This is a genomic window from Thermacetogenium phaeum DSM 12270 (assembly GCF_000305935.1).
In the GTDB taxonomy this organism is placed as follows: domain Bacteria; phylum Bacillota; class DSM-12270; order Thermacetogeniales; family Thermacetogeniaceae; genus Thermacetogenium; species Thermacetogenium phaeum.
In genome coordinates this window covers 1,994,148-2,020,205 of the sequence record NC_018870.1, presented here as the reverse complement: position 1 = coordinate 2,020,205, position 26,058 = coordinate 1,994,148, and the positions used below count along the sequence as shown (strand labels likewise).

Annotated in this window: 23 protein-coding genes; 17 read left to right on the top strand and 6 right to left on the bottom strand. The window is 56.4% G+C overall.

The window, feature by feature from the left end:
* Positions 1-112 precede the first annotated feature (112 nt).
* The 3 genes from TPH_RS15565 to TPH_RS09900 are packed head-to-tail and all read left to right on the top strand — an operon-like array spanning position 113 to position 2,704.
* Complete coding sequence (locus tag TPH_RS15565; protein WP_015051065.1) at positions 113-286, top strand: hypothetical protein; 174 nt, start codon at positions 113-115, stop codon at positions 284-286.
* Positions 283-1,902 carry a recombinase family protein gene (locus TPH_RS09905; protein WP_015051064.1) on the top strand — a complete coding sequence of 540 codons (1,620 nt, stop codon included), beginning with the start codon at positions 283-285 and terminating at the stop codon, positions 1,900-1,902. The genes TPH_RS15565 and TPH_RS09905 overlap by 4 nt, the downstream gene beginning before the upstream one ends.
* Positions 1,871-2,704: a hypothetical protein gene (locus tag TPH_RS09900; RefSeq protein ID WP_015051063.1), complete on the top strand. Its 834-nt coding sequence runs from the start codon at positions 1,871-1,873 to the stop codon at positions 2,702-2,704. The genes TPH_RS09905 and TPH_RS09900 overlap by 32 nt, the downstream gene beginning before the upstream one ends.
* Positions 2,705-2,793: 89 nt before the next feature.
* On the opposite strand, the gene TPH_RS09895 is transcribed toward TPH_RS09900, so the two are convergent.
* Complete coding sequence (locus TPH_RS09895) at positions 2,794-3,207, bottom strand: ferritin-like domain-containing protein (RefSeq protein WP_015051061.1); 414 nt, start codon at positions 3,205-3,207, stop codon at positions 2,794-2,796.
* 64 nt (positions 3,208-3,271) lie between these two features.
* On the bottom strand, positions 3,272-3,670 hold the full coding sequence (locus TPH_RS09890) for an RrF2 family transcriptional regulator (RefSeq protein WP_049886116.1): 399 nt from the start codon (positions 3,668-3,670) through the stop codon (positions 3,272-3,274).
* Between the two features lie 673 nt (positions 3,671-4,343).
* On the opposite strand from TPH_RS09890, the gene ilvE reads away from it, so the two are divergent.
* The 10 genes from ilvE to cimA all read left to right on the top strand — a co-directional run bounded on the left by ilvE (position 4,344) and on the right by cimA (position 16,348).
* On the top strand, positions 4,344-5,231 hold the full coding sequence (gene ilvE, locus TPH_RS09885; RefSeq protein ID WP_015051059.1) for a branched-chain-amino-acid transaminase: 888 nt from the start codon (positions 4,344-4,346) through the stop codon (positions 5,229-5,231).
* A 181-nt stretch (positions 5,232-5,412) separates the two neighbouring features.
* On the top strand, positions 5,413-7,128 hold the full coding sequence (ilvD, locus tag TPH_RS09880; protein WP_049886180.1) for a dihydroxy-acid dehydratase: 1,716 nt from the start codon (positions 5,413-5,415) through the stop codon (positions 7,126-7,128).
* Positions 7,097-8,764 (top strand): biosynthetic-type acetolactate synthase large subunit, encoded by a 1,668-nt coding sequence (gene ilvB / locus TPH_RS09875; protein ID WP_015051057.1) that lies wholly within the window; start codon positions 7,097-7,099, stop codon positions 8,762-8,764. The genes ilvD and ilvB overlap by 32 nt, the downstream gene beginning before the upstream one ends.
* Before the next feature lie 5 nt (positions 8,765-8,769).
* Positions 8,770-9,273 carry an acetolactate synthase small subunit gene (gene ilvN, locus TPH_RS09870; RefSeq protein WP_015051056.1) on the top strand — a complete coding sequence of 168 codons (504 nt, stop codon included), beginning with the start codon at positions 8,770-8,772 and terminating at the stop codon, positions 9,271-9,273.
* Between the two features lie 3 nt (positions 9,274-9,276).
* Complete coding sequence (ilvC, locus tag TPH_RS09865; protein WP_015051055.1) at positions 9,277-10,275, top strand: ketol-acid reductoisomerase; 999 nt, start codon at positions 9,277-9,279, stop codon at positions 10,273-10,275.
* Between the two features lie 2 nt (positions 10,276-10,277).
* Entirely contained in the window at positions 10,278-11,804 is a 1,527-nt protein-coding gene (locus TPH_RS09860; protein ID WP_015051054.1) for a 2-isopropylmalate synthase, read from the top strand.
* Positions 11,801-13,075: a 3-isopropylmalate dehydratase large subunit gene (gene leuC / locus TPH_RS09855; protein WP_028990894.1), complete on the top strand. Its 1,275-nt coding sequence runs from the start codon at positions 11,801-11,803 to the stop codon at positions 13,073-13,075. Before TPH_RS09860 ends, leuC begins: the two co-directional genes overlap by 4 nt.
* Entirely contained in the window at positions 13,071-13,565 is a 495-nt protein-coding gene (leuD, locus tag TPH_RS09850; RefSeq protein ID WP_330216592.1) for a 3-isopropylmalate dehydratase small subunit, read from the top strand. Before leuC ends, leuD begins: the two co-directional genes overlap by 5 nt.
* Positions 13,558-14,631, top strand: a complete 1,074-nt coding sequence (gene leuB, locus TPH_RS09845; protein ID WP_015051051.1) for a 3-isopropylmalate dehydrogenase — start codon at positions 13,558-13,560, stop codon at positions 14,629-14,631. The genes leuD and leuB overlap by 8 nt, the downstream gene beginning before the upstream one ends.
* Before the next feature lie 118 nt (positions 14,632-14,749).
* On the top strand, positions 14,750-16,348 hold the full coding sequence (cimA, locus tag TPH_RS09840; protein ID WP_015051050.1) for a citramalate synthase: 1,599 nt from the start codon (positions 14,750-14,752) through the stop codon (positions 16,346-16,348).
* A 79-nt stretch (positions 16,349-16,427) separates the two neighbouring features.
* Here cimA and TPH_RS09835 read toward each other — a convergent pair whose 3' ends face one another.
* The 4 genes from TPH_RS09835 to TPH_RS09820 form a co-directional block, all read right to left on the bottom strand.
* A complete protein-coding gene (locus TPH_RS09835; protein WP_015051049.1) occupies positions 16,428-17,117 on the bottom strand; it encodes a DUF881 domain-containing protein in 690 nt (229 codons plus the stop codon).
* On the bottom strand, positions 17,104-17,487 hold the full coding sequence (locus tag TPH_RS09830; RefSeq protein WP_015051048.1) for a small basic family protein: 384 nt from the start codon (positions 17,485-17,487) through the stop codon (positions 17,104-17,106). The genes TPH_RS09835 and TPH_RS09830 overlap by 14 nt, the downstream gene beginning before the upstream one ends.
* Positions 17,488-17,490: 3 nt before the next feature.
* Positions 17,491-18,228 (bottom strand): DUF881 domain-containing protein, encoded by a 738-nt coding sequence (locus TPH_RS09825; RefSeq protein ID WP_015051047.1) that lies wholly within the window; start codon positions 18,226-18,228, stop codon positions 17,491-17,493.
* Between the two features lie 71 nt (positions 18,229-18,299).
* Positions 18,300-19,628 carry an MFS transporter gene (locus tag TPH_RS09820; protein WP_015051046.1) on the bottom strand — a complete coding sequence of 443 codons (1,329 nt, stop codon included), beginning with the start codon at positions 19,626-19,628 and terminating at the stop codon, positions 18,300-18,302.
* A gap of 165 nt (positions 19,629-19,793) precedes the next feature.
* Here TPH_RS09820 and cdaA point away from each other — a divergent pair, with 165 nt between their 5' ends.
* The 4 genes from cdaA to glmS all read left to right on the top strand — a co-directional run bounded on the left by cdaA (position 19,794) and on the right by glmS (position 25,114).
* Positions 19,794-20,585, top strand: coding sequence for a diadenylate cyclase CdaA (gene cdaA, locus TPH_RS09815; protein WP_015051045.1), 792 nt, complete (start codon positions 19,794-19,796; stop codon positions 20,583-20,585).
* Between the two features lies 1 nt (position 20,586).
* Positions 20,587-21,540 carry a CdaR family protein gene (locus TPH_RS09810; protein ID WP_015051044.1) on the top strand — a complete coding sequence of 318 codons (954 nt, stop codon included), beginning with the start codon at positions 20,587-20,589 and terminating at the stop codon, positions 21,538-21,540.
* 48 nt (positions 21,541-21,588) lie between these two features.
* Entirely contained in the window at positions 21,589-22,965 is a 1,377-nt protein-coding gene (glmM, locus tag TPH_RS09805) for a phosphoglucosamine mutase (protein WP_015051043.1), read from the top strand.
* A gap of 322 nt (positions 22,966-23,287) precedes the next feature.
* Complete coding sequence (gene glmS / locus TPH_RS09800; RefSeq protein WP_015051042.1) at positions 23,288-25,114, top strand: glutamine--fructose-6-phosphate transaminase (isomerizing); 1,827 nt, start codon at positions 23,288-23,290, stop codon at positions 25,112-25,114.
* The last annotated feature ends 944 nt before the right edge of the window (positions 25,115-26,058 follow it).

Genomic DNA, 26,058 nt, shown 5'->3' with positions numbered 1-26,058 from the left:
GAAAAAAGTGCAGTTATTTGCTTGATAATTGGAGTCTGCTTCGAGGTACCGGTAGGCTTAGAGGTGGAAGGGTTTTTGCCCGGCCACCGGGCCTTAATAGGAGGTGGGGGCCATGGCAAAGCGGGAATTTGAGGTGATCATAACCCGCAGCGGCTCCCAGGATGAACGTGAACAAGCCTACCGAAAAGCGATTCGCTTTCTTCTGTCCCGCCTTCCTGACCAGAGTAGAAAATTCTCACAAATGCGTCAAAGCAAAGTCAAGCTGAAGGAGGGTCAGGGAGGGTGAGCGCTGCACTGATATATTTACGAGTGTCCACTGAGGAACAGGCCGAACGCGGCTATTCAATTGCGGCGCAGCGGGAGGAATGCAGGGCCAAGGCCCAGGAATTAGGCGCAACTGAAATAACAGAATTTGTAGACGAAGGGGTCTCGGGCTCAATCTTAGAGCGCCCCGCCCTGGTGGCGGCGCTGGAAAAGCTTAAAGCCGGCGGCATCCGCTGGTTTATTTGTTTAGATACCAGCCGTTTGTCACGCAGCGTAGCCCACCAGCTTTTATTGATCGACGAGATAAAAAAAGCAGGAGCGGAGTTGATTTTTGTCAACTCCAAGTTTACCGACAGCCCTGAAGACCGTTTCCATTTAACCGTGCTTAGCGCCGTTGACGAATACGAACGCGCCAGGACCAGGCTCCGCTCCTTAATTGGCAAAAGAGCCAAGGCAAAATCAGGGAAACTTACTCACAGTCCTGGACTTTACGGCTATGAATTTGATAAAGAAACAGATACCCTCCATATTTTCGAAGAAGAGGCTAAAATCATCAGGCTTATGTATCAATGGTTCACTTCTGAAGAAGACGCCAGTCCTTATGAAATAGCGCGGCGATTGAATGCCATGGGCATCCCTAGTCCCAAAGGCAAACGATGGGCCAAACAAACGGTTAAACGTATTTTAGCCAATAGCGCTTATGCGGGCACCCTGTATATCCGCCGCTATGATACTAAGGACGTCAAGTTCAATAAATATAAGCCGCCTGCAGAAAGGGTAAGCCGAAAGGAAAGGCCCGCCGAAGAGTGGATCCCTATTTCTGTCCCCGCCATTGTTGATAAACAAACATGGGAGGCAGCCCAAAAGCGTTTTGAGAACTCGCGAAGGCGCTGGCGCAGCTGCAGCACTTACCCTTATCTTCTTTCGGGCCTTATGCGCTGCGGGAAATGCGGCACGACTATGCACGGGAATCTCGTTACGTCAAAAGGAAAGAAGAGGGCTTATTACGTCTGCACTGCGAAATCGCCGGGTATACCGGGGCGGGAACGCTGTAAATCCCAATATCTTAATGCTCCGGAATTAGAAGAAGTCGTTTGGGAAAGAGTCTCCGGTTGGCTGACGAATCCGGAAAGGCTTCGCGAAGAACTCCATGCCGCTTTCCCTGACGAGACTGCCAAAGCTTTGGAAATTGAGCTTATCACCATCGAAAAAGAATTAGTTCAAGTCTCCAAAGAACGGTCACGGGTAGCGACTGTGTTCCAAAAAGGTTTGATACCGGAAGATGAAATGGAACAGCGGCTCAGGGAAATAAAGGAGCGCTGGGAGTACCTCTCGCGCCGCAGGGAGCAGATTTTAATGGAACTTTCCCGGCACGACCTGGCGGCGCAGGAAATGGAACGGTTAGAAGAGCTTGCCGCCCAGGTTGGAGACATTCTCGAGGCTCTTTCTCTTGAAGAGAAAAAGCGCCTGGTTAATCTCTTGATTGAAGAGATTACTGTTACCGGGAAGCGTATTGACATCAAAGCCAAAATTCCCGAGACTATACCCGAAAACATAGGCATTCTCGAAACTGCTAATAGTTTCTACGGTAGACACGACGCTGCATGTGGTAGACCCCCGTTATCCGGGGGCTGTTGATGAGATCGTCAACCTGGGGGAGTACTGGGACGTTGCCGAGTTGAAAAGCCGCAGAGAAGAGATCATCCTCCTGAGCAAGAGGGTGAAACGGCAATTTGCTGCGGTCTACCGAAGCCTGCGGATGGCCAGGATGGCCAGGGAGGATGAAGCAAGCTTCAGGGAAAAAGGATTGAAATTGCAGGAGTTTCACCGCCTCATAGGCGGCCTCTTCCGACAGATCTTCGGGCCGGAGATCGCCTGGGGGAAGGGATTTCCGAGGGAGCGCCATCTTTTTGCCTGGGCATTGACCCCCCAGGGGATCGTTCACCATCTTCCCACCGTTCTGCGCGATGTCGCCTTTTTGTATGTGGTCGAGGGGGACCCGGGGTCTGGGAAGGAGATCGTCTTGACGGAGCTGGCCGCTTTCGCCTACCGTTTGGGGGAGGCGGTAGAGGTCTACCACTGCGCCTTCGATCCCCAAGGGATCGACCTCATCGTGCTTCCGGAGCGCCGCACTGCAGTGCTCAGCCCGTTTCCGGGGCTGTCCTTCGACCCCACTTCCTTACCGGGCTTAAAAAATCTGGGGAGCGTAGACTGCAATACCTGCCTTGATGCCGGCGTTCTTAAGGATTACGAGAGGGAAATGCAAGAGGCGCGGGAGCTGTTCGACGCCTGTTTTGACAGGGCGATGCGTTATCTCCGGGAAGAAAGCCGGTTTTATAAGGAGATGGAGCGGCATTACCTGGAGGCCATGGATTTTGAGAGGGTGGAAAGGAAGCGACAGGAGGTGCTCGCTCGCATCCTGGCTTATGCCAGGAAGTAATGCCTTGTAAATTCTGGGATCGGCTTGATAAACAGGAAAGGTACCGCCTTTTCCGGCAGTACCTTTCCGCTGCACTTATTTTTGAAACTTTAGAAATACCTTTTCAGGAGTCCCTGCAGAGCCCTGGCATGGCGGGCCTCATCCCTTGAGGATTCGTCCAGAATGTCATGGGCCTCGTCAAGACCCGCCTCTTTGGCCTTCTTGGCCGCTTCCTTCTTGCCGTTGTTGGCCTCGATCTCTCCGTTGAGCATCTTTTCCAGGTTGGATTTGGTATCGGAGATCATCCCGTTCAATTCGGCGAACCTGGCGGCATGGCCTGCTTCCTCCCAGGCGATGGCTTTCAGCACCTCCGCTACCTCCGGGAGACCTTCGCGCTGGGCCTGACGGGCCATGGCCAGATACACCCCGACCTCGTAGGTTTCCCCTCGAAACTCCTTCTTGACGTCCTCCTCCAGTGCGGTTCCTTTGGTAACACCCAGTTTGTTCTCGTTAATCAGATCCATTTTTCGTGCCTCCTTTTCATTTTTTATTATCTGGCACCCGGGGTGCCGACAAATCGGTTTGCCCTTAGATCAGTCTGTCTAGGGTTACGTCGAGTTCCTTTAACAGAGCCTGTTGAGCCCTCCACCAGACCTGATGAACCTTGCAGTGCTCTTTCCTTCCGCATTGCCCGGCCTCACCGAGGCATTCATTGAGGGCGAAGGGGCCTTCGATGCTCTCGATGACTTCCCTGAGGGTGATGGCATCAGGGGGTTTGGCGAGCATAATCCCCCCTCCAGGGCCCCTTTGACTGGTGACCAGACCGCTGCTGATTAGGCGTCCGAGGATCTTTGTCAGAAACATAGCCGGTATTTCCTGCCTGTTGGCCACATCTTTGGTGCTGAGGCGTTTTCCGTAGTTTCTGGCCAGTTCCAGAACACATCTGACGGCATACTCCCCCTGCCTGGTGAGCCGGATGGCGTTCACCCCCCACAAGCCAATTCTGGGAATCAACATTAAATTATAGATAAATACGGCCTAATTTATCAATAATTATATCGCCCTGTAGAGGATGTGTCAAGAGACCACGTGCCGGCGCTGGCATCCAAACAGAAAAACCACGCCGATAGGATTTATCGGCATTAGATGTGCAAAAAAACGCCCGGCTCCGCAAAAAACCTTGATAATGTGTAGAAGTTGGCGGATATTTTTATAATACGGTCAATAACCGGTTGACAGGAATCTGGCAATTACCTATACTAGTTAGAAATTATATTTCCCGCATCGGTTCCGTTTTATTATGTCAAATCAATAAGGGAAAAGGTCATGAAGGGAATATGCTATTGCCGAGGTGCCGGTTCCAGAGAGCTGGGGTGGCTGAAATCCAGCACCGGTAGCGGCGATGGTTGCTCATCCCTGAGTACTGCTATCTGAACGGCTTCAAGCCTAGTAGGTGGTGCCGGCATACCCCTTGTCCGTTAGCGAAAAGGGTGAAAGCGGTTGTCCAGTTTTCCTGGGCAGCAAACAGGGTGGTACCGCGGGCCCCTCTCGTCCCTGGATGTAACTGTCTGGGATGAGGTGGGGCCTTTTATTACCGGGGTAAATTAACCCCTGCCCGGTGCCGAACGGGAATTTAAGTTTATTAAGGGGGCTTTATCCTATGGGGTTGGTTATTTATCTCAATGGGGAATTCGTTGACGAGGAAGAGGCTAAGATTTCGGTTTTTGATCACGGGGTGCTCTATGGAGATGGGGTTTTCGAAGGTATTCGGGCCTACAACGGCAGGGTCTTCCGGCTGAGTCAGCATATCGACAGGCTCTATGAATCGGCAAAATCGATACTGCTCGACATCGGGATGACCAAAGAGGAGATGTCCGAGGCCCTGCTGGAGACGCTTCGCCGGAACAACCTCCGCGATGCCTATATTAGGCTTGTGGTTACCAGGGGCAAGGGGGATCTGGGGCTCGACCCGCGCATGTGCTCAAAGCCTACGGTTTTTATCATTGCCGCTCAGATTCAGCTCTACCCGGAGGAGCTCTATGAGAAAGGTCTCGAGGTTGTTACCGTTCCCACCCGCCGCAACATAGTGGAGGGGGTCAACCCGCGCATTAAATCCTTGAACTATCTGAACAACATTTTGGCCAAGATTGAGGCCAACCTGGCCGGGGTGTCCGAGGCGATCCTCCTCAACAATGAGGGGTATGTGACCGAGTGTACGGGGGATAACATCTTTATCGTTAAGAACGGGGAAGTCATTACACCACCTCCCTTTCTCGGCATCCTGGAGGGGGTCACCAGGAACTCCATTCTGGAAATCGCTGAAAAACTGGGTTACCGCACCGCCGAAAAGGTCTTCACGCGCCATGATCTTTACGTGGCCGATGAGTGCTTCCTGACCGGTACGGCGGCGGAGGTGGTTCCTGTAGTCAAGGTGGATGGGCGCGTTATCGGTGAAGACGGTAAGCCGGGGAAGATAACCGCGACTCTGATCAGGGAGTTTCGGAAGTTAACGGCGGTTGACGGCACCGAGATTTATCCTAACCGCTGAGGCGGCCGGAAGCCCTCCTTAAGAGGGGTATGCGAACGCGGTGAGGCCCCCGAGGCTGCCCGAACCGAGAACCGGTGTTGTCGGAACCGAAATCACCGGCAAGAGGGGCGAGCCAAGCCTCTGGGTGAGCGCCTTTGAAGGCGGAAGAGTTTTTATTAAGTTTATGGGAGGGGTGATTGTTATCAACAGTGACAGCATCAAAAACGGTATCGAAAAGGCTCCCCACAGGTCGCTTCTCAATGCTCTAGGGCTGACGCGCTGGGAGAAAGAGCGGCCGTTTGTGGGAATTGTCAATTCACAAAACGATCTCGTTCCCGGCCACCTGCACCTGGATACGATTGCCGAAGCCGTCAAGGCGGGCGTGCGGGCGAATGGGGGAACGCCTTTCGAATTCCCGTCCATAGCCGTATGTGACGGCATTGCCATGAACCACGCCGGGATGCGCTATTCTCTGGCGAGCAGGGAGCTGATCGCCGATTCCATCGAGGTTATGGCCGTAGCCCATGCCCTGGATGCCCTGGTGCTGATCACCAACTGCGACAAGATCGTTCCGGGGATGCTGATGGCGGCTGCTCGACTTAATCTCCCCGCTCTGATTGTCAGCGGCGGGCCGATGATGGCGGGCCGCTTCCGAGGGGAAAATGTGAGTCTGAGCACTATATTCGAGGGTGTAGGAGCCGTTCAGTCCGGCAGGATGAGCCGGGAGGAGCTGGACGAACTGGAGGAGGCAGCCTGCCCTGGCTGCGGGTCCTGTTCCGGGATGTTCACCGCCAATACCATGAACTGCCTCTCCGAGGCCCTGGGGATAGCCCTGCCGGGGAACGGGACGATCCCCGCGGTTTCGGCGGCCAGGATACGGCTTGCCAAGGAGGCTGGATGGCAGATTATGGAACTTTTCAGGAAGGACATCCGCCCCCGGCAGATCCTCACGGAAAAGGCCTTCAGGAACGCCCTGGCGCTGGATATGGCCTTGGGAGGTTCCACCAATACGGTGCTGCACCTTCCGGCCATTGCCTGGGAGGCGGGGCTGACCATCGACCTCGACGTTGTCGATGAAATAAGCAGAAGGGTTCCCCACCTCTGCAAATTGAGCCCTGCCAGCAATGTGCACATTCAGGAACTGGACGAGGCCGGCGGCGTCTCGGCAGTGCTTGCGGAGCTCCTGGAGCACGGCCTGATTGAGGGTGACGCTTTGACTGTCACCGGACGGACGCTGGCCGAAAACGTCAGGGGGTGCACCGTCAGGCGCCCTGAGGTCATCAGGAGCGTTGCCGATCCCTACAGCCCGACTGGGGGCCTGGCCGTGCTGAAAGGGAACCTGGCCCCTGAAGGCGCGGTTGTGAAGCAGGGGGCGGTTGCTCCGGAGATGCTTGTGCATCAAGGCCCTGCCCGTGTTTTCGAGAGCGAGGAGGATGCGGTGGCCGCTATACTGGGCGGCAGAATCAGGCCCGGGGATGTGATCGTTATCCGCTATGAAGGCCCCAAAGGTGGTCCGGGAATGCGGGAGATGCTTACCCCAACATCTGCTGTAGCCGGAATGGGGTTGGATAAGGATGTCGCTCTGATCACGGACGGGCGCTTCTCCGGAGCCACCAGGGGAGCCTCGATCGGCCATATCTCCCCGGAGGCGGCGGAGGGAGGACCTCTTGCCCTGGTGCAGGAAGGGGATAGGATCAGCATCGATATCCCCGCACGGAAGCTGGAAATTCTTGTCGATGAAAATGAATTGGAGAGGAGGCGCGTTGCCTGGCAGTCTCCCGAACCCAAGGTAAAAACCGGGTACCTGGCCCGCTACGCCCGGCTTGTGGCACCGGCGAGCAGAGGAGCTGTACTTCAGACGGGACCCGGGAGAGGAGGTGGAGCAGATGAAACTGACGGGAGCGGAGATCGTCATTAAGGCCCTGGAATATGAGGGGGTAGAGGTGGTTTTCGGCTACCCCGGCGGGGCGGTGATCCCCCTTTATGATAAGCTTTATGATTCATCCCTGAGGCACGTCCTGGTGCGGCACGAACAGGGGGCTGCCCATGCCGCGGACGGCTATGCCCGAGCTACCGGGAAAACAGGTGTGGTTTTTGCCACATCGGGCCCCGGAGCGACCAACCTGGTGACCGGCATCGCTACGGCCTATATGGACTCCGTTCCGCTGGTAGCCTTTACCGGCCAGGTTGTCTTGTCGTCTATCGGCCGAGACTCCTTTCAGGAGGCGGATATCACCGGGATCACCTTGCCAATTGTCAAACACAGCTATCTCGTCAGGGATGTCGATCAGCTGGCCGCCACAATACGCGCCGCCTTTCACCTGGCGGGAACGGGAAGGCGCGGCCCCGTTCTCATCGACCTGCCCAAGGACGTCACCCTTGCTCAGGCGGAGTTTTCCTACCCCCCGCAGGTATCCTTTCGGGGGTACCGCCCTTCCGGTGACTGCAATACTTCCCAGATCTATAAAGCGGCGAAGGCCATTGGGATGTCCCGGAAGCCGGTTATCTATGCCGGAGGTGGGGTTGTTGCTTCGGAAGCTGCTGAGGAACTGCGGGAACTGGCGGAGACCGCTCGCATCCCTGTGACTACGACCTTGATGGGTAAGGGTGTTTTTCCGGAAGAACACCCACTTTCGTTGGGGATGCTCGGTATGCACGGTACTGTATATGCCAACTACGCCATTTCCCATTGCGATCTCATTATCGCCTGCGGAGCGCGTTTCGATGACAGGGTCACCGGGAGGCTCGATACCTTCGCCCCTCAGGCCAAGATCATCCACATCGACATCGATCCCGCGGAGATCGGAAAGAACGTGCGGGTGCACTATCCCTTGAATGGGGACGTCAAAACGATCTTAAGGGAGCTGATTCCGCGCATCGAGCTGCCGCAGACAGAAGAATGGATCGAGCAGATTGCGAGGTGGAAGAAGGAGCATCCACTTTCTTACAGGCAGGAGGGGGAAGTGATCAAGCCCCAGTACGTAATTGAAAAGATCTGCGAGCTGGTGGGTGAGGAGGCTATAGTCACCACGGAGGTAGGGCAAAACCAGATGTGGGCCGCCCAATACTATCGGGTTACCCGACCCCGCCGCTTTATCACCTCCGGCGGCCTGGGGACGATGGGCTACGGTTTGCCCGCAGCGGTGGGTGCCCAGATCGGTTGCCCTGATGCACTTGTTATCAATATTTCCGGGGACGGCAGCTTTCAGATGAATCTTCAGGAGCTGGCCACCATCGTCCAGTGTCGGCTCCCGGTGAAAATAGCCATCCTCAACAACGGCTATTTGGGAATGGTGCGGCAGTGGCAGGAGCTGTTCCACAATAAAAGGTACTCGCAGACCGAACTAATTCCCGTTCCCGATTTCGTCAAGCTGGCCGAAGCCTACGGGATTGCCGGGTTCCGTGCCCGCAGGCCGGAGGATGTAGTGCCGGTTCTGGAACGGGGGCTGGCCCACCCGGGGCCGGTGCTGATGGATTTCGTCGTCGACCGGGAGGAAAACGTTTACCCCATGGTGCCGCCCGGGGAGTCGATAACGAAGATGGTTGGGGGGTAATAGCGATGCGGCATACCCTTACAGTGTTAGTAGAAAACCAGCCCGGTGTCCTGACCCGTGTGGCCGGACTTTTCAGCAGGCGCGGCTACAACATTGAGAGTCTGGCGGTGGGGGAGACTCATGAGAAAAGCATCTCCCGCATGACTATCGTTGTTGACGGTGACGACCGGGTGATTGAGCAGGTAGTGAAGCAGCTTAATAAGCTTGTTGATGTCATCAGCGTCCGGGATATCACCGAGGAAGAGCACGTCGACCGGGAGCTGGTGCTGATCAAGGTTAAGGCCGAGCCGGCCGTGCGGGGGGAGATCATGCAGATCGTCGAGATCTTCCGGGCACGTATAGTCGACATCGGCCAGAATACACTGATTATTGAATGTACCGGTGACGAAGGGAAGATCAGGGCGATTGAAAAGTCGCTTAAACCCTTCGGCATCCTGGAGCTGGTCCGTACCGGCAAGATCGCCATGGTGCGGGGGCCCAAATACGAAGATGATAAAAAGGAGCGATGAAAGTTGAAGATTTACTATGATCAGGACGCAGATCTTCAGTACCTTGACGGCAAAACGGTGGCCGTCATCGGCTACGGGAGCCAGGGGCATGCCCAGTCGCAGAACCTGCGGGACAGCGGTGTGAAGGTTGTAGTGGCCGATATTCCCAGTTCCGAGAACTGGAAAAAGGCCGAAGAAGCGCAGTTTCAGCCCTTAACGGCGGATGAAGCCGCCAGGGAGGCAGACATCATTCAGATCCTGGTGCCAGATGAAAAGCAGGCCGCCCTTTACCGTGAGAGCATTGCCCCGAATCTTCGTCCGGGGAAGGCTTTGGTTTTTTCCCATGGGTTCAACATCCACTTCAAACAGATCGTTCCCCCTCCGGATGTGGACGTTTTCATGGTGGCTCCCAAGGGCCCGGGGCATCTGGTCAGAAGGATGTACGAAGAGGGGGCGGGGGTACCTTCCCTGGTGGCGGTGGAGCAGGATTACAGCGGCCAGGCTCTTAACCTCGCTCTGGCCTATGCCAAAGGAATCGGCGCCACCAGAGCCGGAGTGATTCAAACCACCTTCAAAGAGGAAACCGAAACCGATCTCTTCGGGGAGCAGGCTGTACTCTGCGGCGGCATCACCGAACTGATCCGGGCGGGCTTCGACACTCTTGTAGATGCTGGTTACCAGCCGGAGATCGCCTACTTTGAGTGCCTTCATGAGATGAAACTGATCGTCGACCTGATTTATGAGGGCGGGATCAGCACCATGCGCTACTCCATCAGCGATACCGCCGAGTACGGAGACCTGACCAGAGGAAAGCGGATCATTACGGAGGCCACCCGTGAGGAGATGAAGAAGATCCTCAAGGAGATCCAGGACGGTGTCTTCGCTCGGGAGTGGCTCCTGGAAAATCAGGTGGGGCGCCCTGTTTACAATGCCCTGCGGAGGAAGGAGCAGAACCACCTCATCGAGACGGTGGGGGCCAGGCTGCGGGGAATGATGCCCTGGCTGAAGAAAAAGGTGATCTAGGGATGGCGGATCGGGTGTACATCTTCGATACTACACTCCGGGATGGTGAGCAGTCTCCCGGAGTCAGTTTAAATAAAGAGGAGAAGCTGGAGATCGCCAGGCAGCTGGCGAAGCTCAACGTCGATGTCATCGAGGCGGGTTTTCCCGTCGCTTCTCCCGGCGACTTCGCTGCAGTGCAGGCCATTGCCGAAGAGGTGCGCGGCTCCGTCATCTGCGGGCTGGCGCGGGCGAATTTCAATGATATCGACAGGGCCTGGGATGCTCTTAAAGGCGCCGAGAAACCGCGGATCCACACCTTTATAGCCACATCTGACATTCACCTGAAATACAAACTGCGGAAGACCCGGGAGGAGGTGCTGCGGCTGGCCGTCGAGGCGGTGCAGCACGCCAAGCAGTACACCGAAGACGTGGAGTTTTCCGCGGAGGACGCCTCCCGCAGCGATCTTTCCTTTCTCTGCGAGGTGCTGGAGGCGGCGATCGAGGCGGGTGCCACTGTGGTGAATATTCCCGATACCGTGGGTTATGCGGTTCCTGCCGAGTTCGGCGAGTTTATCGCTTCCATCCGCCGGCGGGTGAAGAATATCGGCCGGGTGGTATTGAGCGTCCACTGTCACAACGACCTGGGGCTGGCGGTGGCCAATTCTCTGGCCGCCATCCAGGCGGGAGCGAACCAGGTGGAGTGCGCCATCAACGGCCTGGGTGAGCGTGCTGGCAATGCTGCTCTCGAAGAGATCGTGATGGCCCTCTATACGAAGAGCGGTTACTTCGGGCGGGAGACGGGGATCAAGTATGATGAGATCTACCGCACCAGCAGGCTGGTCAGCACCTTAACGGGGATGAGCGTCCAGCCGAACAAGGCAATTGTGGGCAAAAATGCCTTCCTGCACGAATCCGGCATCCACCAGGACGGCGTCTTGAAGGAGCGCACCACCTATGAGATCATGAACCCGGAGCTGATCGGGATCCCTCAAACCAACATCGTTTTAGGGAAACACTCCGGGCGCCATGCTCTCAGGGAGCGCCTGGCGGAGCTGGGATATACCCTGACCGATGCCGAACTGGATAAGGCCTTTGCCAGGTTTAAGGAGCTGGCCGACCGGAAGAAGGAGATCACCGATCTCGATCTGGAGGCGCTGGTGAAGAGTGAGATCCGGTTGTCCGCCGACCTCTACCAGCTTTGTTACCTCCATATTTCCAGCGGGACCAGTGTTGTGCCCACTGCTACCGTTGGGCTCAAGAGGAATGGAACGATGCGGGAGGAGGCGGCCTGCGGGGACGGCCCGGTGGACGCCGCCTTCAAGGCAGTCGATAAAATCCTGGGAGCCAATAAGGTGACCCTTGCGGAATACAACCTGAGCGCCATTACCGGAGGAAAGGATGCGCTGGGCGAAGTGGTTGTGCGGGCCACCTATAAGGGTAAAACCTATATCGGCAGGGGTGTCAGCACCGATGTCATCGAAGCGAGTGTCAAGGCTTATTTGAACGCAGTCAACAAGATAATTCTTGAAGTTGGAGAGGATGCCCTGTGAGCATGACGATCACAGAAAAGATCCTGGCTGCCCATGCCGGGGAGGAGAGGGTGGAGCCGGGAGAGCTGGTCAACTGCCGGCTCGATCTGACGCTAGCTAACGACATCACAGCTCCGGTGGCCATCAAAGAGTTCGCCAGGCTCGGCCTGGACAGGGTTTTTGACCCGGAACGGGTGGTTCTGGTTCCCGACCACTTCACACCCAACAAGGACATCAAGTCTGCGGAGCAGTGCCGGTTGATCAGGGAGTTCGCCCGGGAATTCGGTATAACGAACTATTTTGAAGTTGGAAGGATGGGCATCGAACACTGCTTGCTCCCCGAGCAGGGACTGGTGCTCCCCGGAGATCTGGTGATCGGAGCCGATTCCCATACCTGCACCTACGGTGCCCTGGGTGCCTTTGCCACAGGGGTGGGGAGCACCGACCTGGCGGCGGGGATGGCTCTGGGGGAGTGCTGGTTTAAGGTCCCGGAGAGCATGAAGTTCATTTATCACGGCAGGCTGCAACCCTGGGTAGGGGGGAAGGACCTAATCCTATACACCATCGGCGATATCGGCGTTGACGGAGCCCGCTATCGGGCGATGGAGTTCACCGGTGAAGCGATCTCCTCTCTCTCCGTTGAGGGGAGGCTGACCATGTGCAACATGGCTATCGAAGCGGGGGCCAAGAACGGGATCGTTCCCCCCGATGAGAAAACGGTTGCTTATGTGGAAAAGAGGGCGAAGCGGGAGTACCGGCTTTATGACAGCGATCCCGATGCCCGGTATGTGGAAGTTCGGGAATATGACGCTTCTTCTATCGAACCGCAGGTGGCCTTTCCCCACCTGCCGGAAAACGCCCGGCCGGTGAGCGAAGCCCAGGGAATTGAGATCGATCAGGTGGTCATCGGTTCCTGCACAAACGGTAGGATTGAGGACCTGCGGGTGGCGGCGAAGATCCTGGCCGGGAAAAAGGTGCATCAACGCCTGCGGGTGGTGATCATCCCCGGAACCCAGGAGATTTATCTGCAGGCACTGCGGGAGGGGCTTTTGGAGGTCTTTGTAGAAGCAGGAGCGGCGGTAAGCACGCCCACCTGCGGGCCCTGCCTGGGAGGTCATATGGGGATTCTGGCCAGGGGGGAGCGCGCCCTCTCCACGACGAACCGCAACTTTGTCGGGCGGATGGGACATCCAGAGAGCGAGGTCTATCTGGCGGGACCTGCGGTGGCGGCGGCTTCTGCAGTGGCGGGATGCATCGTTCATCCGAAGGAGGTGGCCGGTGATGCAAATTAAAGGGCGTGTCTGGAAATTCGGGAATGACGTGGATACCGACCTGATCATCCCGGCGCGCTACCTCAATACCACCGATCCCCAGGAACTGGCCGCCCACTGCATGGAGGATGCCGATCCGGGTTTCGCCAAGGTGGTGCAGAAGGGGGACATCCTTGTAGCCGGGAAGAATTTCGGCTGCGGGTCTTCCCGGGAGCATGCTCCTATCGCCATCAAGGCCGCCGGCGTGTCCTGCGTTATCGCCGCTACCTTCGCCCGGATCTTCTACCGCAATGCAGTCAACATCGGGCTGCCGATTTTGGAGTGTCCGGAGGCAGCTGCCGCCCTGCAGCAGGGAGATGTTGTGGAGGTCGATTTATCTACCGGCATTATCAAAAATCTTTCGCGGCCCGGTGAGCACCAGGCGGCACCCTTCCCGCCTTTTATGCAGGAGATCATCAAAGCGGGAGGCCTGATCAATTACGTACAGGAAAGGATGAAGAAACGTGCCTGATGTCTTGCTCTTACCCGGGGACGGTATCGGAGCAGAAATCGTGCCAGAGGCTGTTAAGGCCCTGAAAGCCGTTGGAAAGCGCTACCAGATCCGGTTCCGGTTTCGGGAGGCTTTAATCGGGGGGGCGGCTTATGATGCCTGCGGCCATCCTCTGCCGGAAGAGACCCTGCGCCTCTGCGAGGAGAGCGACGCCATTTTGTTGGGGGCGATCGGGGGGCCCAAGTGGGATAACCTCCCCGTTGAACTGCGCCCGGAGATGGGAGCCCTGCTCCCCCTGCGCAAGAAACTCGGTCTCTATGCCAATATCCGGCCGGCGCTGCTCTTCCCTGCGCTCATCGAAGCCTCTCCTTTGAAGCCGGAGATAGTCTCCGGAATGGATCTGGTGGTGGTGAGAGAGCTTACCGGTGGGCTTTACTTCGGGACGAAAAAGAGGGAGTTCGTCGACAACGGGGATGAGCAGGCCATCGATACCCTTGTTTACAGGACCGGTGAGATCGAGCGCATCGGCCGCCTGGCCTTTCAGATGGCGCGGAAGAGGCGGAAAAAGGTGACCTCGGTGGATAAGGCCAACGTCCTGGAGAGCAGCCGGCTCTGGAGGGATGTGATCACCGGGCTCGGGAGGGAGTACCCTGACGTGCAGCTGGAACATATGTACGTCGACAACTGCTCTATGCAGCTCGTCCGCAGGCCAACCCAATTCGATGTGATTGTGACCGAGAACACCTTCGGGGATATTCTGACCGATGAGGCCAGCATCCTCACCGGGTCGATCGGGATGCTGGCATCGGCAAGCATCGGGGGGAAGGTGGCCCTTTACGAACCGGCTCACGGATCCGCTCCCGATATCGCCGGGCAGCAGAAGGCAAACCCCCTCGCCACCATCCTCTCGGCTGCCTTGATGCTGCGCCTTTCCTTTGGAATGGAAGAGGGGGCTCAGGCTATCGAGGCGGCTGTGCGGCAGGTCCTGGACGAAGGCTACCGAACTGCGGACATCATGCAGCCCGGAAAGAGGCAGGTAACGACCGCGGCGATGGGGGACCTGGTGGCCGACCGGATCCTGGCCTAAGGCTTTTCAAGCAGAGTTGAGGGGCTGTCCAGTCGCCGCCGGATGGAAAGCGTGAATTGTCTTCTCGACCTGATCGAAGATGGGGATTTAAAGGAAATACTAATTTTGCGAGGAAGAGGTGAGGTTTTTTGGGGATTACGTCCTTATCTATGACACGACACTGCGTGATGGAACTCAGGCGGAAGGAATAAGCCTGACGGTCGAGGATAAGCTGAAGATAGCCAGAAAGCTGGATGAGCTCGGTATTCACTACATTGAGGGCGGCTGGCCCGGCTCCAACCCAAAGGATATGGAGTTTTTTGAAAGGGCGCGGAAGTTCTCGTGGAAGCAAGCCAGGATTTCCGCTTTTGGAGCCACCAGAAAGGCGGGGATGAAAGCAGGGGATGACCCCAATATCAGGGCGCTGCTGGAAGCGGAGACTCCGGTCGTCGCCGTTGTTGGAAAAAGCTGGGATCTTCACGTCACCACCGCCTTGAAGACGACCCTTGAGGAGAATCTTTCCATGATCAGGGAGAGCGTGGGGCTGCTCAAGGAGCACGGGCGTGAGGTGGTCTACGATGCCGAGCACTTTTTCGACGGTTATAAGGCCAACCCGGCCTATGCCCTGGAGACCCTCCGCGCTGCCGAAGGTGCGGGAGCCGACTGGATTGTGCTCTGCGACACCAATGGAGGTGCCCTTCCCGATGAAGTAAGGGAGATCACCAACCGGATCAGGCGCTTCATCAGAAAACCGCTGGGGATTCATACCCACAATGATGGGGATCTGGCGGTCGCCAACAGCATTACTGCCGTTTCCTGCGGAGTGCGCATGGTACAGGGGACGATCAACGGGTTTGGGGAGCGCTGTGGCAATGCCAACCTCTGCTCGGTGATACCCAACCTGCAGTTTAAAATGGGGTATCGCTGTTTGGAGGAGAGCTCCCTGCGGCACCTCACCGAGGTTTCCCGGTACGTCAGCGAGATTGCCAACATGACCCCTTTGAACAGCCAGCCTTTTGTGGGTACCAGCGCATTTGCCCATAAAGGAGGCATTCATGTAAGCGCCATCCTGAAGAATCCCCGCACCTACGAGCACCTCGATCCGGAGCTGGTCGGCAACAGCAGGCGCGTCCTGGTGTCAGAGCTGGCGGGGGCGAGCAACATCAACTACAAGGCGCAGGAGTTGGGTATTGACATCTCGCAGGACGGCGACCGCACCCGCGAGTTGATTGCGGAGATCAAGGAACTGGAGTACCGCGGCTACCAGTTTGAGGGGGCAGAAGCCTCCCTGGAGCTCCTGCTGCGCAGGGGGTGCGGTCAATACGAGGAGTTTTTCACCCTGGAGAGCCTGAAGATCCTGGTGGAGAAACGCCCGGAGAACGGCAACGGGGGCGGGATCAACTCCGAGGCGATGATCAAGCTGCGCGTAGGGGATCAGATCATTCACACGGCGGCCGAAGGGGACGGCCCGGTCAATGCCGTTGATAACGCCCTGAGGAAGGCTCTGGAAGAATTCTATCCCTGTCTCAAGGAGATGCACCTTGTGGACTATAAGGTGCGCGTGCTGGACGGAAAGGACGGCACCAGGGCGAATGTGCGGGTTCTCATCGAATCCGCCGATTCCACGGGAACCTGGAGCACGGTGGGGGTTTCCGAGAACATCATCGAGGCCAGCTGGCAGGCCTTGACGGACAGCATGAACTACTTTCTCCTGAGGCGTTGCAGGAAAAAAGACTGACGGGGGCAAGCCCCTGCCGGTTTTCGAAAGAGGCGGGGGCTTGCTTTAAAGGAAAGCCAGTAAGTTGACAGGTTGCAACTTACTGGCTTTCCTTTGCTTTCAAGTACTTGATCTCAGGCCGATCCGCCGCGGGCAGCTCCAGCATCTCGGCCTTCCTGACCACAGGGTGGATGTCGTAGATGGCCAGATCGTCCAGCACTCCACCGAGCAGGCGCAGGCCGGATTCCAGCTGTTCGGGATCTCCGATGGCCTTGATGGTGCAGGGGAAGGGGACGATTTGACCGTCGACGGTTAAGGCCAGATTCTGCTTGTTCCAGTATATTTTTGTCCACGTTGTTACGCGAATGTCGTTAATGGCAATAGCCTCGGCCTGAGATGCCCACAGTTCGTTGATGACATCGATGATGTCCAGATAAACGATAGGCGGGGTCGCCTCGAAGGTAACGGTGATCCCCGGCCCCTTAACGGGTACCAGGCCCAGAGCCATTTGCTGCCTCAGCAATTCCTGACGCAGATCTCTGGTCAGCGCCTCCCCCGCAAAGACGTCGGCGCTGAAGGACCGCTGTTGTTCGTCCAGCGTAAATATCTCCCTTTCGAGGCTGTTTTTCTTCTCATAAAGCTTGTTGAGCATTGTTACCAGATCCTCTGTTTTCTGTTGGGAGAGGTCGCTGAGGTAGCTCTGCTGCGTCCGGAACTGGACGGTGAGAAGCAGCCCCAGCAGAAGAAAGGTGATGAAAACAGGCACTTGCCAGTTTTTAAGCCTCTTCATTGCCATTCTCCTTTGCGGCGTGGAGGTGACGTTTTTGTATCCACCTGGCCAGGAGCTGTCGTCTGATAAAGGCTATGTTCTGGAAGATTCTGACCCCAAAGGCGAAGACGGCGGCCAGGTAGAGATCGACCCCCAGCTGATCCCCCAAATAAGCGAGAAGGGCAGCCAGCAGAGTGTTGGTAAAAAATCCTGTCAACAAAATTGCGGCGTCGAACCTGTCGTCGAAAATGGATTTGACTCCTCCGAAAGTTGAGTCCAAAGCGGCCAGCACTGCGACCGATAAATACTTGGCAAAAACGCCGGGGATAGGGATGTAAAGCGCTGAACCGATGAAGATGCCGATTAATAGCCCCAGCAGCGGCAACCACACTTATTATTCCTCCTTTGGCTGTGCATAGATGAATTGATAGCTTCCTTTATATGCTTCGACGACGACCTGATCGTGTTTTTCGATGCTTACCGGATAGCCTGCCATTTTAAGGATATTATATTCGCTCTCCGGTGCCTCAAGGATCCTGGTCATTCGTTCGGGGTCGCCGATCGCTTTAATGATGTAGGGCGGTGCCAGGCGGGTGGTGTTCACCAGGATCATGGGGCCAACGCACCTGATATCCGAAGAAGCGATGATTCGCTGGCCGTTGATGGAGATGGCTTCTGCGCCGCCGACCCGAAGTTCGTTGACAATGTAGAGTAGGTGCTTGTCGTGGATCAGGAAGTCTTCCTCTTTGAACTGCTCCGGGTTTTTAGTTTCAGCGGCTTTGGCTCCTTTCCTGTTGTCGTCGAGGTGGATGATTATCCCCTTCCCAACGACGTCGGTCATCCCAGACAGAACCCTCAGCTGCTCCAGTTGCGCCTGCAGCTCTTCTGCTTCTGCTTTTCCCGCCGCCAGGGTCTTCTGGTATTCTTCAAGAGACTTCCTCCTGTCGGCGATGTTCTTTTCCAGTTCTTCAATGCTCTTCTCCTGCGCTTCAATTAAGGCTATCAGTTTTTTATCCTTATTCCGCCAGGAGGTATCTTCCGTGCTGGCCAGCGCCCTCAGGGTTGATACCAAAAGAATGCCGGTTATAAAGAGAACAACCGCCAGGGGAAGCTGCCATTTATAGAATTTCATTACCGCAATCCTCCTCGTAAACCTTAAGAGACAACTTAAGTATTCGTGATCCCGGTACGAAACTCCTGCTGTCAGATTTTAGCATCCGATGCTACGGACCGGCCTCTTCGGATTCGCATTAACACTGTGGCGGTGCTGGCGAGGCCGATCAGAGACCCGGCGGCAAATCCTAACGGAGCACCGCCGACTTGAGAAAGGGCGCCGCTGAAAAGGCTTCCCAGGGGTGTCATTCCGAGAAAAACCATAGTGTAAACGCTCATCACCCGGCCGCGCAGGTGGTCCGGTGAGTTCAACTGTAGAGTCGTGTTGGCTGAAGCCACGTAGGTGATCATTGACCAGCCTGTAAAGGCCAGCAGCACAAGGGCCAGGGAATAGGAACGGTTAACCGCTAAAAGCAGCTGGAAGAGGCAGAGGCTGAGGGCTCCGGCGGTGAGCAGTTTGCGCCGCGGCCCCCTGCTGCTGATAAACGCTAAGGAGACTGCTCCGATGAAGGACCCGATACCTGTAGCAGACATCAAGTAGCCGTATCCTTCCGCCTGCTGCCCCAAAGTGTCTCTGGCCAGGATGGGAACCAGCACGTTGAAATTCATCACAAAGACGCTGAGAATGCCAGTTAGAGTAATCGTCCGCTTTATCACCGGAGTTTTCCTGATGAACCGTAAGCCCTCCCCGATCTTTTTCCAGACGGCTTCTTCCTGGGAAAGGTCCCTGGCGTTATCGTCCACCCGAATTACCGCCAGGCAGGCGATCACGGCGAGAAAGCTGGCTGCATTTAAAAGGAAACAGGGCGCTATTCCCAGTTTGCCGATGGCCAGCCCGGCGATGGCAGGTCCGATAACCCTGGCGGCGTTAAATGCCGTTGAGTTGAGAGCGATGGCGTTCATCAGGTCCTTCTTACCGACCAGCTCCACGATGAAGGACTGCCGGGTCGGGGTATCGAATGAATTGATGGTTCCCAATAGAGCGGCCAGGGTTAAAACGTGCCAGTACTGTACCTTCCCCGTCAGGGTGAGAATTCCCAAGGTGAAGGCCGTTAAGGCGGAGCCGCTCTGGGTAGCAAGCAGCAGCTTTCTTTTAGGTACCCGGTCGGCCGCAACTCCGGCTACTAGGGAGAATAAGAGCAGCGGTGCGAATTGAACGGCAGTCACCACCCCTAGCAAAAATGGGGAGTTTGTCATCTGCAGCACCAGCCAGCCCTGGGCGAGATTTTGCATCCAGGTCCCCTGCAGGGAGATCAGCTGTCCAAACCAGAACAAACGGTAGTTGCGGTGTCCAAGCGCTGCTACGGACTGCGCCAAGCTGAGATTTCTTATAACCACTTCCAGCCCCGCTTTCCTACTACAAATGCTTCTATCCTGTCCGAAACTTTTCTTGCCTCGAGGGAAAAAGATCATTAACATAATATTAATCCTTTTAGCGACAATTGTCAGCGGATGGCTTCGTTCAGAGTACGTATAATGGGCGCTGAACATGTTGGAGCGGGGGGAATTTCCAACTGGTATTAAGGCTTTATTTGATGTATATTTTTGTGAAGAAAGCTGCCGGCCGATTACGGGTGTGATTAAATGTCTGGTTACTTAACATACTTCAATTATCTCGATTTGCTGACATTCGTCGATATCCTGATCGTCGCTTTTGTGATTTATAAGTTCCTGCTGCTGATCAAGGGGACGCGGGCGGTGCAGCTCCTTAAAGGGCTGGCGGTGCTGGTGATCGCCTCCTCGGTCAGTTCCTGGTTTCACCTCTCGACGATTAACTGGCTTCTGGACAAGACCTGGACGGCCCTGGCCGTAGCTCTACCCGTCGTTTTTCAGCCGGAGCTGCGGCGCGCCCTGGAGCAGATAGGTAGGGGAGGCTTTTTCGGAAAATACTCCCGCCGTGCTGATGAGGAAGTGCGCCATTTGGCCCATCAGGTGGCTTTGGCGGCGGATTCCCTTGCCCGGCGGCGGGTTGGGGCGCTCCTGGTCTTTGCGCGGGAAACCGGTCTCCAGGAATATGTGGAAAAAGGGGTGAAGCTCGACGCTCTGGTGTCGGCTGAGATCATCGGGAGCATCTTTGAGCCGAACACCCCCCTCCACGACGGTGCGGCGATCATTAAAGGGAACCGTATTGCGGCGGCAGCCTGTTACCTCCCCCTTACCGAAAATCCCTTCCTTAGCCGAGATTTCGGCACCAGACATAGAGCCGCCCTGGGGATTACAGAACAGAGCGATGCAGTGGCTGTGGTGGTCAGCGAGGAGCGGGGAGTTATCTCCCTGGTGCAGGGCGGGAAGATTCTGCAGGGGTTTGGCAGGACGGATCTGGAGAAGATGCTGGGGGACTTTTTGAGTCAGGGAGGAAAGGCGGTGATCTCCTGAGGTGGGCGACAGCAGGATCGGGAACTGGTTCATCCGCAATAATATCGGTTATAAACTGCTGGCCATCATGCTGGCGCTGATGCTCTGGTATTATGTTGCCGGGCAGCGAGATCCTCTCGTCGAGCGCACCTTTCCGCTTCCTGTGGAAGCGCGAGGCCTCTCCTCCGAAATAGTGCTTACTTCACCGCTCCCTGAGGTCAGGGTGACCGTCAGGGGGATGAGGAGCATCATCCAAAACCTCAGGCAGGAAGACATCTTGGCTTACGTCGACGTTTCCCGGCAGGAGGTGGGGGAGGTACTTCTTCCCGTCCGCGTTGATGCCCCTTTGGGTATCCAGGTGTTGAAGGTCGAGCCGGAACGCATTCGGGTTGCTCTGGATTTCTATGACGAGAAGAGGGTGCCCGTAAGGGTGCAGGTGCTTGGCGAAGTAGACCTCGGTTTTACATACCAAACCCCTGTTGCCGAGCCCGATGCAGTAACCTTAAGGGGCCCCAGCAAGCTGCTGGCGAAGGTGCAGGATGTCCGGGCCGTCCTCGAGGTTAACGGAGGAAAAAGCAGCATTAGCCGAAGGGTTTCCGTCACTGTACCTGAGGAAGTAGAGGGTAAGGTCGTCGTCCAGCCGGGTTTTGTTCAGGTTAGGCTTCCGGTTGTGCCGAGCGGACCCGTTAAAACCGTAGCCGTTCTCCCCGCCCTGCAGGGGGAGCCCAAGGAAGGATTTGCCGTCAAGGAAACCCGGGTGGAGCCGAACCAGATCCGGGTTACGGGGCCGGCGGAGCTGCTGGCGAATTTGCGGGAGGTCGCTACCCTGCCGGTGGACATTACCGGTGCTGAAGGTAACGTCACCAGAGAGGTGGGTCTGGCTCTTCCCGACGGGGTTATCAATTTGGGCCAGGCGAGGGTGAAAGTGACCGTTAACATCGGGGCTGTTGGAGAAGAGCAACTGCCAGAGGAGTAGAATAATGATATAATATGCGTGTTATTCTCGTGGGGAGGATGAGGGAGAATGGGTATGCTGTTTGGCACGGATGGTGTCAGGGGTGTTGCCAACGAGGGCCTGACCCCAGAGCTGGCGTATAAGCTGGGAAAGGCGGGTGCCTATGTGCTGGGCCGGGGCGGCAGGCGGCCCCGCATCATCCTGGGGAAGGATACGAGGATTTCCGGCGACATGCTGGAGGCCGCTCTGATGGCGGGGATTCTGTCCGTAGGCGGTGACTGCCTGCGGGCGGGTGTTGTACCGACGCCGGGTCTGGCTTATCTCACTAGGGTCTATGACTGCTGTGCCGGGATTGTCATTTCGGCTTCACATAACCCAGTGGCCGACAACGGGATCAAATTCTTTGCAGGTGATGGGTTTAAGCTCCCCGACCCGGTGGAGGAGGAGATCGAGCGGCTGGTGCTCAAGGACGGATTTCCCTATCCTCGACCTACCGGTGTGGACATCGGCAGGGTCTATGAGGAGAAGGAGGCGGTGGGGCGTTACCTCTCCTTTTTAGAAGAAGTGCTTGCCGTCGATTTGCAGGGTCTGAAGATCGTCGTCGACTGCGCTAATGGAGCCGCCTCCTGTGTTGCCCCACAGCTGTTTCGAGACCTGGGGGCAGAGGTGGTGGTGATCGCCGGGGAACCGGACGGGACCAACATCAATGAAGAGTGCGGTTCAACCAATCCGAAGGCGCTGCAGAGGGAGGTAAGGGAGCGTAAGGCGCACCTCGGGCTGGCCTTTGACGGGGATGCTGACAGACTGATTGCCGTTGACGAAGAGGGCAATCTGGTGGACGGCGACCAGATCATGGTTATCTGCGGCCTGCACCGGCACAGGAAGGGAGAATTGAAGGGGAACAGGGTGACCGTTTCCGTCATGAGCAACCTCGGCCTCAAGGAGGCCTTTCAGAAGGTGGGCGTCACAGTGGAGGAAACCAGGGTCGGGGATCGCTACATTCTGGAAGCCCTCCTTCAAAACGGAGGCGTCATGGGCGGTGAGCAGTCCGGCCACATCATCTTCCTCGACCGCACCACGACCGGTGACGGTCTGGTGACTGCACTGGAGCTGTTGAGGGTAATCAGGGAAGAAGGGAAGACGCTTTCACAGCTGGCTTCTCAGATGAGGCGCTTCCCCCAACTACTGGTCAACGTAAGGGTCAGGGACAAGGAGGGGCTTAAGGACAATCCCGAAGTGGCGGAGGCCATTCGCCGGGCCGAAGAGCGCCTGGGAGAGCAAGGCCGAATTCTGGTGCGCCCCTCGGGAACCGAGCCGCTGATAAGGGTGATGGGGGAGGCTTTGGATGAAAATTTGCTGCGGGAGGTGGTTGATGAACTGGCCGAAGTTGTGGCGGTGCAGCTGAATCGCCAGCTTGTTGCTGATGGTAGAGAAGCTGGCCGGTGATGCGGTGCGGAGCGGCAGTTTGTGAGGAGAAAAGAATTGGTTCAGCACGCAGTTTAAAGTCCCGGATGGCTGCCGGTTCCAGCCGGAAGCAATTATTAAAATGAAAAACTGGCTTCCCGCGCAGGTGACAGAACAGAATCTCAAGCGCCTGGACCGGCCTTCGGCCGGTTGACGAGGAAGGGGTTTATCGAGTTTTTCGGCGGGTGCCCCTCGGTGGCCCACCACCGTGAGGATGCCTTGAAAAGCGGAGAGCAATCCCCGTGACAAAGGGGTATCCGGTGGGTGAAACCGCGTGGGAGGCAAAAAGGAGGAGAACTGAGGTATGTGCGGTATTATGGGATACCTTGGTGATCGCGACGCGGTTTCAGTCTTAATGAAGGGTTTGAAAACCCTGGAGTACCGGGGTTATGACTCAGTGGGAGTGGCCTTTTTGAACGACGGCTCCCTTAAGGTGTGCAAAAAAGCTGGGAGGATCGCCGTTTTAGAGGAAGAGCTCAGTTCCCGGAAATATCGCGCCGGGATCGGGATCGGGCATACCCGCTGGGCAACCCACGGTGCTCCTACAGATGCCAACGCCCATCCTCACTACGACTGCACCGGGAAGTTCGCGGTGGTGCACAACGGGATCATTGAGAATTTTCATGAACTTCAGGAGCAGCTGAAAGAGAGGGGGCATCGTTTCAACTCCGATACGGACACGGAGGTCATTGCCCATCTGGTAGAGGAAAAGTACTGTGGCGACCTCTCCGCTGCCCTCCGGCTGGCCCTGGAGGAGGTGCGGGGATCTTATGCCGTCGTGCTGATCAGCGAACATCACCCCGACCTGCTGGTGGCGGCGAGGAGAAACAATCCTTTGATAGTCGGGATCGGAGATGGGGAATACTTCCTGGCCTCCGATATCCCGGCTCTTCTGCCTTACACCAGGAACGTCTATTTTTTGGATCAGGGGGAGATGGCTGAGCTCACGCCTGACGGCGTGCGGATCTTGGACGGCGCCGGAAACCCCGTCTCCAAAGAGGTTTTTCATGTAGGCTGGGATGCCCGTGCCGCTGAATGCGAGGGCTATCCCCACTTCATGCTCAAGGAGATTCACGAGCAGCCGCGGGCGCTGCGTGACACCATGGGGAGCCGGATCACCGCCGCAGGGGATGTCGTTTTCGAGGAGCTGAAGATGACCCCGGAGGAGCTGCGCGGCTTTCGCAAGGTGGTTATCGTGGCCTGCGGAACCGCCTACCATGCCGGGCTGGTCGGTAGGTACATCCTGGAGAAGTTGGCCCGGATTCCGGTGGAGGTCGACCTGGCTTCGGAGTTCCGCTACCGTGACCCTCTGCTCGAACCAGGAACCCTGGCGATCGTCATCAGCCAGTCCGGGGAAACGGCGGATACTCTGGCCGCTCTGCGGGAGGCCAAGGAGCGGGGTTGCCGGGTGTTGGCCGTGACCAATGTGGTGGGGAGCAGCATCACCCGGGAGGCCGACGAGGTTATTTACACGTGGGCGGGGCCGGAGATCGCCGTTGCTTCTACCAAGGCCTATACCACCCAGGTGCTGGTCATGTATCTGCTGGGGCTGCTCTTTGCCAGGGCGCAAGGGCTCATGAGTATAGAGGAGGCTGCTGAGATCACCACCACCCTACAGGAGATTCCCGCCAAAGTGGAGGAGATCCTGGAACAAAAAGATCTCATCAGGGGCCTGGCAGAGCGGTACAGCGACCGTGAGGATGCCTTCTTCCTGGGACGAGGGCTGGATTACGCCGTGGCCATGGAGGGCGCCCTCAAGCTCAAGGAGATCTCCTACATCCACGCAGAAGCCTATGCCGCCGGGGAGCTGAAGCACGGCACCCTTGCCCTGATCGTCGAAGGCGTGCCGGTCATCGCCCTGGCCACTCAGGACGATCTCCTGGAGAAGCTCCTCAGCAATGTAAAGGAGGTTAAGGCGCGGCACGGCACGGTTATCGCCGTTTGCCTGGGAGAAAACGAGGATGTCGCCGGGAGTGTCGACCACGTGATCGCCCTACCCGAGGCACCCTCAATTGTGGCTCCGCTCCTGGCTGTTGTGCCCCTGCAGCTCTTCGCCTACTACACGGCCGTTGCCCGGGGCTGTGATGTCGACAAACCCCGCAACTTGGCCAAAAGCGTGACGGTGGAGTAGGGGAGCACATCATTTCAAGAGACCTGTGTATATTCCATTTATACCTTTTCCCCGTGCGAAAAAAAGTGGTTCTCGATTGGGAAGGGATAAGGGAAAAGGTTTAAGGACCAAGACCATACAGAATGAGAAAGGGATAAGTGCAAAGCCTGGAAAAATTCAGGCACGACGCCACTTATCCCTTTTCTACTTGAACCATGATCCTGCACTTCGATCCACCTTCTTATCTGTTAAACTCAACTTAGATACCAGGAATACCTACCTAAGTTGGCAAAAATAGTTCTAAGGTTCTCGGGAAAAGGATTCCACCTTCTTATCTCTCTGGGTTTGACTTTGGTTTGATTCAAGCAAAGCTGAAAAGCGTCCTGATCGTTGCTTTCCTTAAATCGCTGGCATCATTCTTAGTCTGCAGCTTGCTGCTGCCACCCGGAATCAATGTTTTCCTCCAGCTGCCTGTGCTGGTCGTCTTAACGGCCTGCTACTGCAGCCTGAATCTGTTGGATGCGGCAGTGACCTCTCTTCTGGGCCTGATCGTTTTGGCGTTGTGTATCTTAAGCTCGGCTTTGCCCCTTGCCCCGGGGAACTGTTTGGCCAGCTTCTCGTGCAACCTTACGATTGTGCCATGCTATCACCAAATCCTTGAACCCTTTCAGTTTTTCCGAGAGCACGAGGCTGGCGTGACTGACAAGTTCCGCTCTTGGTTCGCCAGGCACTCCTTCAAAAAGGCAACCAACCGCCTGTTGAAGCGCTCGTAAAAGCCTTACGGTAATATGTCAAGATCCAAGGACCAAAATTTCTAAGAAAATTTTCTAAAAAAGCGCATACCAAACTAAGCTTGTTTCCAGAGGTAAATGGAAAAAAGCAACATAAATGGTTCATCGGTTGAGAGACAATGGTCAGGTGGGTGATATGAATGATGCTCCACGCACTGTAGCGTCTTATCCGTT